General features: G+C 61.8%; 5 protein-coding genes. 2 read left to right on the top strand and 3 right to left on the bottom strand.

Annotation, left to right across the window (positions count from 1 at the left end; translation table 11 throughout):
- Positions 1 to 438 precede the first annotated feature (438 nt).
- Positions 439 to 1,347: a hypothetical protein gene (locus EII35_RS11865; RefSeq protein ID WP_125228682.1), complete on the top strand. Its 909-nt coding sequence runs from the start codon at positions 439 to 441 to the stop codon at positions 1,345 to 1,347.
- A gap of 892 nt (positions 1,348 to 2,239) precedes the next feature.
- Here EII35_RS11865 and EII35_RS11860 read toward each other — a convergent pair.
- The 3 genes from EII35_RS11860 to EII35_RS11850 are packed head-to-tail and all read right to left on the bottom strand — an operon-like array spanning position 2,240 to position 5,363.
- Positions 2,240 to 3,151 (bottom strand): carbohydrate ABC transporter permease, encoded by a 912-nt coding sequence (locus EII35_RS11860; RefSeq protein ID WP_125228681.1) that lies wholly within the window; start codon positions 3,149 to 3,151, stop codon positions 2,240 to 2,242.
- Positions 3,148 to 4,032, bottom strand: coding sequence for a carbohydrate ABC transporter permease (locus EII35_RS11855; RefSeq protein ID WP_125228680.1), 885 nt, complete (start codon positions 4,030 to 4,032; stop codon positions 3,148 to 3,150). Before EII35_RS11855 ends, EII35_RS11860 begins: the two co-directional genes overlap by 4 nt.
- A complete protein-coding gene (locus tag EII35_RS11850; RefSeq protein ID WP_125228679.1) occupies positions 4,029 to 5,363 on the bottom strand; it encodes an ABC transporter substrate-binding protein in 1,335 nt (444 codons plus the stop codon). The genes EII35_RS11855 and EII35_RS11850 overlap by 4 nt, the downstream gene beginning before the upstream one ends.
- Before the next feature lie 192 nt (positions 5,364 to 5,555).
- Here EII35_RS11850 and EII35_RS11845 point away from each other — a divergent pair, with 192 nt between their 5' ends.
- Positions 5,556 to 7,232 carry a ribonuclease J gene (locus EII35_RS11845; protein ID WP_125228678.1) on the top strand — a complete coding sequence of 559 codons (1,677 nt, stop codon included), beginning with the start codon at positions 5,556 to 5,558 and terminating at the stop codon, positions 7,230 to 7,232.
- Positions 7,233 to 7,309 lie beyond the last annotated feature (77 nt).

Genomic DNA, 7,309 nt, shown 5'->3' with positions numbered 1-7,309 from the left:
TCGGCCTGCACGTGGTTGCGTCTGAGGTACTTCAGAGTCACCACCAGTGCTTCCAGAAGACCCAGGATCGGTGGGATGGTGTTCTTCTCGGAATGGTTGTTCAGTTTCTCGAACAGGGCGTGGCATTGGTCGATGGTGAGGTCTGCGCTATTATGCATGTTGCAGTTCATTCTTCCAGGGTTTCTTTCCAAGATTTATCCTATCGGAATGAGCTGCCTCTTTGTGTTTAAATTGCGACGTGTTTCATGATGCTACCAGAGGGGTGCGCCGAAGGGGATGTGAGGAGGCAGCTGGGCGTTCCACGTCAAGACATGCATTTCACGGAAGCGATACGGCCGAGAACCATGAAAGAAGTTCCTATCTGCCACACATGTCAAGGCCGTTATGACCCTGGACAGTTCCCGCAAAATGTACTCTTTGAGTCGGGAGGAAAATGGGATGCCTAATCGAGATACTGAATGGGAGAAGTTGAGGTCTGTGGGGGACTCAACTACCCTGCCTGCGTTGATACATCAGATGCTTGATGATTCGGAGGAAGCCGCTTACAGGGCTTCTCAGGAAATCGAGAGAAATGTGTGCCCCGGGCGGGAATTATATGAAGCTGCGGAAGCAGTTACTTTGACTTTGGCCTCTTTGATTCGTTCCGGGGTTTGCAGTGTGGCAGCGCTTGATCTTCTTGTCGAAATTGCCTACGGTGAACCATCTTCGGTAGAGCAGATCGAGGGTAACGACGGACTGGCCCTGCGGTGTGCTGCCCTGATCAAGAATGTGCTGCCAACGGTGTACGAGTTGGCGAGACTGAGCGATGACGAGCGCTTCCGGCAAGGTGCGGTTGATTTAGCCACTAGACTTGAGACGTCTGAAGAGGCGCGTAGGAATCTATTGAGTGAGTTCAGGAGAGATGATCACGGTGTGCTTTTGGATAGAGCTCTTGATGATCTTGAGAAGCATTTGAGTTCACAGACCTTGGTCCCTGATCCTTTACTGGGAAATTCTGTGAGTGTGGCCGAGTTGCTTCAAGGTGGGAGTGAATGGAAATTCTGGCGAGCTTTCGGGGTAGATCTTGGTGGTCGAACTGACAGAGTAGGTTTATCCATGCAATTCCGTCGGGGCGTGGAGGAAACCGCGATCCGGATTGTCTGTGAAAAGGTCAACAAAGTGCGCATTCAAGGACTGTTGATCTTGGGCGACGGACACTTAAGGATGTGCGGTGAGCCCGGGCAGTATCGTATTGAGATTGAACAAGGTGATTTCCAGTTGGAGGTTCAGTGCGCAGCGGTTGTTGTCGTCGACCCGTGGGAGTTGGCTACTGTGAAAGAATGTTGGACGGGTGAATCTCATGATTGAGTTCAGGCACCGCGGACTGATCCAGTCTTTGAGATGGGGAAGTGTTGAGTGCCGCTACTTGGTTATCAATCCTGACTTGGGTGGACTCCAACTAGTCTTATGCTCTGCAGCGGGTGGAATGGTGACTACAAACAAAGGAGAGAGCGTGAGAGACGTTCATCGTCTCTCGCTATCAATGATCGGAATTCGTCAGCTATTTTCGAAAGAAGACTTTCGCCCCCCGCTGAACGGACTCAGTGCGCGAATAGATGCAACTGGTTCCGGTTTCGAGTTTCAACTTCAAGGATTCGGGGTACTGTGCGTCGTCGCCGATGAGATTTCGGGGACTTGGGACTGAGTCATGTCTGGCCAGAGCCAATGAAGCGTAACCACTGCCGAGGGGAGGGAATCACCTTCGATAGGATGGGGGTATGACGGGACAACGAGAGAATGATTGCAGAGTCTCGGACAAGGAGCAATTTGAAGAGCGACTTAGAGGGTGCGCGGATAGGGGGATCGTGACGAGGATCGTCACGGTGGCTGCGTGGCAAGGCGGACGACGAAGAGCGCACTGGACCGTGCGTTCGAGGAGGACAACGCTGACAGGGGGTCACCGGGGTGACCGCAGTAGATACGCCTATCCGCGCACCCTCTAAATCAGGTCTTGAGCCGGTGCGTCGGGTGCGAGAAGAGCTGTTGGAGGACTTCCGCAGGGGTGCGCGGGGTGTTGCAGGACTGGTTCTCAGTGTTGAGGGTCTTGAGCAATGGATGCGCATTACCGCGGAGAAGGCTTGGGGCACGTGGTCACATGTATGGATTATTGGGGTTTTCGGACCAATAATCCCCTAAAATGACATAATGCGACGCGGGTCCGGGCTGAGGGGCGGGTGGTTCGTGTTGAGTCCCCGGTGGCTCAGCCCTTGACGGCTCCCTCGGTCAGGCCACCTCGCCAGAACCGCTGCAGTACGAGGATCAGGATCGCCAGCGGGATCACCGACAGCAGCGCACCACCGACCGTCAGCTGGTAGAACTCTGGCAGTCGGTCGGTCTGGGCTCGCCAGTTGTCCAGGCCGAGTGTGATCGGGTAGAGCTTCTCGTCCGCCAGCATCACCAGGGGCAGGAAGTAGTTGTTCCAGATACCGACGAACTGGAACAACACGATCGTGACGATCGCCGGGGTGAGCTGGGGCAGCGCGATCCGGTGGAAGACCCCCAACTCGCCCAACCCGTCGATGCGGCCGGATTCCAGCATCTCGTCGGGCAGGGCTGCGTTGGCGTAGATCGACGCGAGGAACAGGCCGAACGGGCTCGCCATGGACGGGATGAGGACCGACCAGTAGGTGTTGGTCAGGCCCAGGTTTGAGAACAGGAAGAACAACGGCAATGCGGTCGCGGTGCCGGGCACCAGGACACCGCCCAGCACCAGGGCGTAGACGAACCGACGGCCCGGGAACCGGTACTTGGCCAGCGCATAGCCACCGGCGACGGCGAAATAGGTGGCCGCCACGGACCCGATGCCGGAGTAGATGAGTGAGTTCACCGCCCACCGGGAGAAGATGCCGTCATTGGCCGTGAGCACCGCGTGCATGTTGTCGAGGAACTGGAACGTGTTGCCGAACCAGAAGCCACTGGTCCCGAAGAGATCCTCGGTGTTCTTCGTGGCGTTGACGACGACCCAGTAGATCGGGACCAGGAAATAGATCGCGACGATGGCCAGCAGTGAGGTCACGATGATCGTCGTGGTGGGTTTGCGGCCAGCGGCCCGTGCGCCGGAGCGCTCGTCGGTGCCACGTCGGGGCCTGTTTCGGGTGTCAGCGGTGTTCATCGACGTCGCTCCGTCCACTGTGAGATCCCCAGCGCCAAGGCCGAGAGGATGAAGGCCGAGACCGCGATGATGACGGCCTGCGCAGCGGCCATGCCGATCATGTTGTACTGGAACGCGTAGGCATAGGCCGACATGTTCGGGGTGTACTCCGAGGCGATGCCGGAGCTCATCGACTGCAACAGCCGTGGTTCCGCGAACAGCTGCAGGGTGCCGATGATCGAGAAGATGATCGTCAGCATCAGGGCGGGGCGGATCAACGGCAGCTGAATGTGGCGAATGATGCTCGCGGAGCCTGCCCCGTCGATCCGCGCCGCCTCGTAGAGGTCTCCGGGAATCGACTTGAGCTGGGCGATGATGATGAGCATGTTGTAGCCGGTGTAGGTCCAGGTCACGATGTTCGCGATGGACCACAGGACGGTCTCGGGACCCAGGAAGTCAACCTCGATGCCGACCAGTCGCAAGGTGTCGACGATGGGGCTGAGACCGGGGATGTAGAGGAAGGACCACAGGATGGTCGCGATGACTCCGGGGATGCCATAGGGCATGAAGTAGGCGGCACGGAAGAAACCCGGCCAGCGGGCGCTGACGCTCTCCAGCAGCAGCGCGAGCAGGGTCGCCGCGACGATCATCACGGTGACCTGCACCACACCGAAGAGGATCATTCGCCCGATCGAGGTGATGAAGTTCTGGTTGGCCAGGGCTGCCGCATAGTTCTCGAAACCGGCGAAGACGCTTTTCACTCCGGTCTCACCGAGCAGGCCGGAACGTTCGACGCGGGTGAAGGAGTAACCGATGGCCATGCAGATCGGCACGATCACGGTCCCGATGAAGACCACCAGGAACGGACCCAACAGGAGCCATGGGGCGGTTCTTGACCTCATCGTGCCTCCTCCGCGTTCAGGCCGAGTTCACGCATGATCGTCACGAGCCTGGCCTGTGAGTCGGCGAACATGTCGACCAGTGGTCTCTCGCCGTTGATCGCTGCGCTCATGCCGTCACCGATGAGTGCCATGGCCCGTTCCATCAGCGGCGCCCAGGTCCAATCCAGGTTCTGCCCGGCCGCCATGTCCTTGATGACCTCCTCGTTGTAGTTCTGTCCGGAGAAGAACTCGGAGGGCTGTTGCCGGGTGGCTCCCATGTGGTCGGCAGCCGGGGACCAACCGATTCCGGAGAACTCGATCATGGCGTCGATGCCCGCCGGGTCGGTGCACATCCAGGTGCAGAACTCGAGGGCTTCCGCTGGATGGGCGCTGGTGGAGATGATGGCCGCCGACGAACCGCCGTGCGCGCCGGAGGCGTGGCCGTCGGGCCAGACGGGCATCGGGGCCACGGCCCATTTCCCCGCCCCTCCCGGCACCGATTCGATGAGTGCGTCACTCCATGACCCACTGATGGTGGACAGCACCCTGCCCTCGCCCGCGGCCGCCATCCAAGGCGTGGAGAAGGCACCGTAGCCCGTGTTGACGAGCTTGTCCGTGAGGATCCGGTCCCAGAACTGCGCCACCCGCATCGATGCCTCATCGGTCATGTTGACCACCCAGCCGTCTCCCTGCGGTCGGAACCAGGTGGCACCGGACTGCATCGCCCACGACACGAGATAGGACCCGTCCGTCGGGTCCAAGGAGATGAAGCTTCTCCCGCTGTCCTTGGCTGCACCGCAGATCTCGCGGAACTCCTCCCAGGTGCTTGGCACTCGCAGACCGAGCTCCCCCTCGAGCACCTCGCGGTTGTAGAACATGGCGACGGGTCCGGTGTCCTGGGGAACCCCCCAGACCGAATCGCCGACCCTCGCCTGGGCCAGTGCCCCGGGGTCGAATGCGTCGAAGTGGTCGCTGAAGCCGTAACGGTTCAGGTCCACCAGCGCACCGGCGAGCGCGAACTCCGGCAGGGTGCGGAGTTCAACCTGCGCGATGTCCGGGCCGCCACCGGCGGCGACCGCGGAGAGGATCTTCGCGTAGCCGCCGCTGTTGCCTCCGGGGATCCACGTGGCCTCGACGCGGATCCGGTCCTGCGTGGCGTTGAAGACGTCACAGACCTTCTGGAGATCCTTGAGCCAGGCCCAGTACGTGATCGTGACCGGTCCATCGGCCGGTGGCAGGGGAGAGGCAGCATTGACCGCTCCCGGGTTGGGTGGCGCGCAGGCGGTCATCCCTGCGGCCAGTGTGGCCCCGGCTCCCGCCAGAACGGTGCGTCGAGTGAGGGTGGGGTGCATTGCGGCCTCCTCGTCGAGATGCAAGCTCAGTTGACACCCTAACAGGATTCCTCTCGTTGCGGGGCAACTCCCGAGCAGACGAGGCGGGCCTCCTGACGTGCGGCTGATGTTGCTGTGATCAGGCCGGAACATCGCCCTGTGCCGGGGAGTCGAGAGGGGAGATGACAGGGGTCGGGCGGCTACCCTTGAGGGGTGAGTGAACTTCGCACGCCCCCAGAACTGAAGCCCGACACCCTCCGCATCATCCCGCTCGGCGGGCTCGGGGACGTCGGCCGCAACAGCGCCTCCTTCGAGATCAACGGCGAGATCGTCATGGTCGACTGCGGAGTGCTGTTCCCGGAGGAGCGTCACCCCGGAGTGGACCTCATCCTGCCTGCCCTGGACATCCTCGACGGGCGTCTCGACGACATCCGGGCCCTCGTGTTGACCCACGGCCACGAGGATCACATCGGCGCGGTGCCGTACCTGCTCAAGCAGCGGGCCGACATCCCGATCTACGGCTCGAAGCTGACCCTGGCCCTCGTCGCCGCGAAACTCAAGGAACACCGCATCCGTGGCTTCAAACTGATCGAGGTCACCGAGGGGGAGCGGCACCGCACCGGCCAGTTCGAGCTGGAGTTCTTCGCCGTCAACCACTCCATCCCGGACAGCCTGGCCGTGGCGCTGCGCACCCCGGCGGGGACGGTACTGCACACCGGCGACTTCAAGATGGATCAGCTTCCCCTCGACGGTCGTCTCACGGACCTGCGTGGTTTCGCCCGTCTCGCCGACGAGGGCGTCGACCTCTTCATGCCCGATTCCACCAATGCGGAGACCCCCGGTTTCACGCCGCTGGAGAAGGACATCGAACCCGCCCTGGCCCGCGTGTTCGACCAGGCCAGGCAGAAGCTCGTCGTCGCCTGCTTCGCCAGCCACGTGCACCGGGTCCAGCAGGTGCTCAACCTGGCGGTCAAGCACGGACGCAAGGTGGCCTACGTGGGCCGCTCCATGGTCCGCAACATGACCACCGCCCGGGATCTCGGCTACCTCCAGGTCCCCGGGAACGTCCTCATCGAGATGAAGGACATCGACAAGTACCGCGACGACGAGGTGGTGGTCATCTCCACCGGATCCCAGGGCGAGCCCTTGGCGGCCCTCAGCCGGATCGCCAACCGCGAACACCCGGTCATCGAACTCGGGCCGGGCGACGTGGTGCTGCTTGCGAGCTCGCTCATTCCCGGCAACGAGAACTCCGTCTACCGGGTCATCAACGGGCTCACCAAGCTCGGGGCCCAGGTGGTGCACAAGGGCAACGCCCTCGTCCACGTCTCCGGGCACGCCTCCGCAGGGGAACTGCTCTACTGCTACAACATCCTCAAGCCTCGCAACGTCATGCCCGTCCACGGGGAGATCCGTCACCTCATCGCGAATGCCAAGCTGGCCATCGCGACGGGGGTACCGGCCGAGAACACCGTCGTCTGCGAGGATGGCGACGTGGTGGACCTCGCCGATGGTCGGGCCCGCAAGGTGGGGCGGGTGGACGCCTCCTACGTCTTCGTCGACGGCTCCACCGTCGGTGACATCACCGACTCCATCTCGGATCGGCTCATCCTCGGTGAGGAGGGGTTCATCTCGGTGGTGGCCGTGGTCAACCTCCACAGCCGCCAGCTCGTCGCCGGCCCGGACATCCACACGCGCGGTTTCGCGGAGGAGGCCTCCGTCTTCGACGACGTGCGGGACCAGATCGTCACGGTCATCGAACAGGCCCTCGCGGATGGCGTGGACGACGAGTACCGACTCCAGCAGGCCATCCGCCGCACCATCGGGGCCTGGGTGTCCAAGCGGCTGCGTCGTCGGCCCATGATCGTTCCCGTGGTGGTCGCCACCTGAGGGTTTGGGGTTCCTGCCCCCCGCAGGTTATGATCAACCGGTTGCCCGCCCAGCGGGCGGCCCCGAAGAGTGAACCA

Source organism: Arachnia propionica, from assembly GCF_003932785.1.
Taxonomy (GTDB): Bacteria; Actinomycetota; Actinomycetes; order Propionibacteriales; family Propionibacteriaceae; genus Arachnia; species Arachnia propionica_B.
The sequence above is the reverse complement of the archived record's forward strand: the minus strand, read 5'-3'. Positions and strand labels throughout refer to the sequence as shown.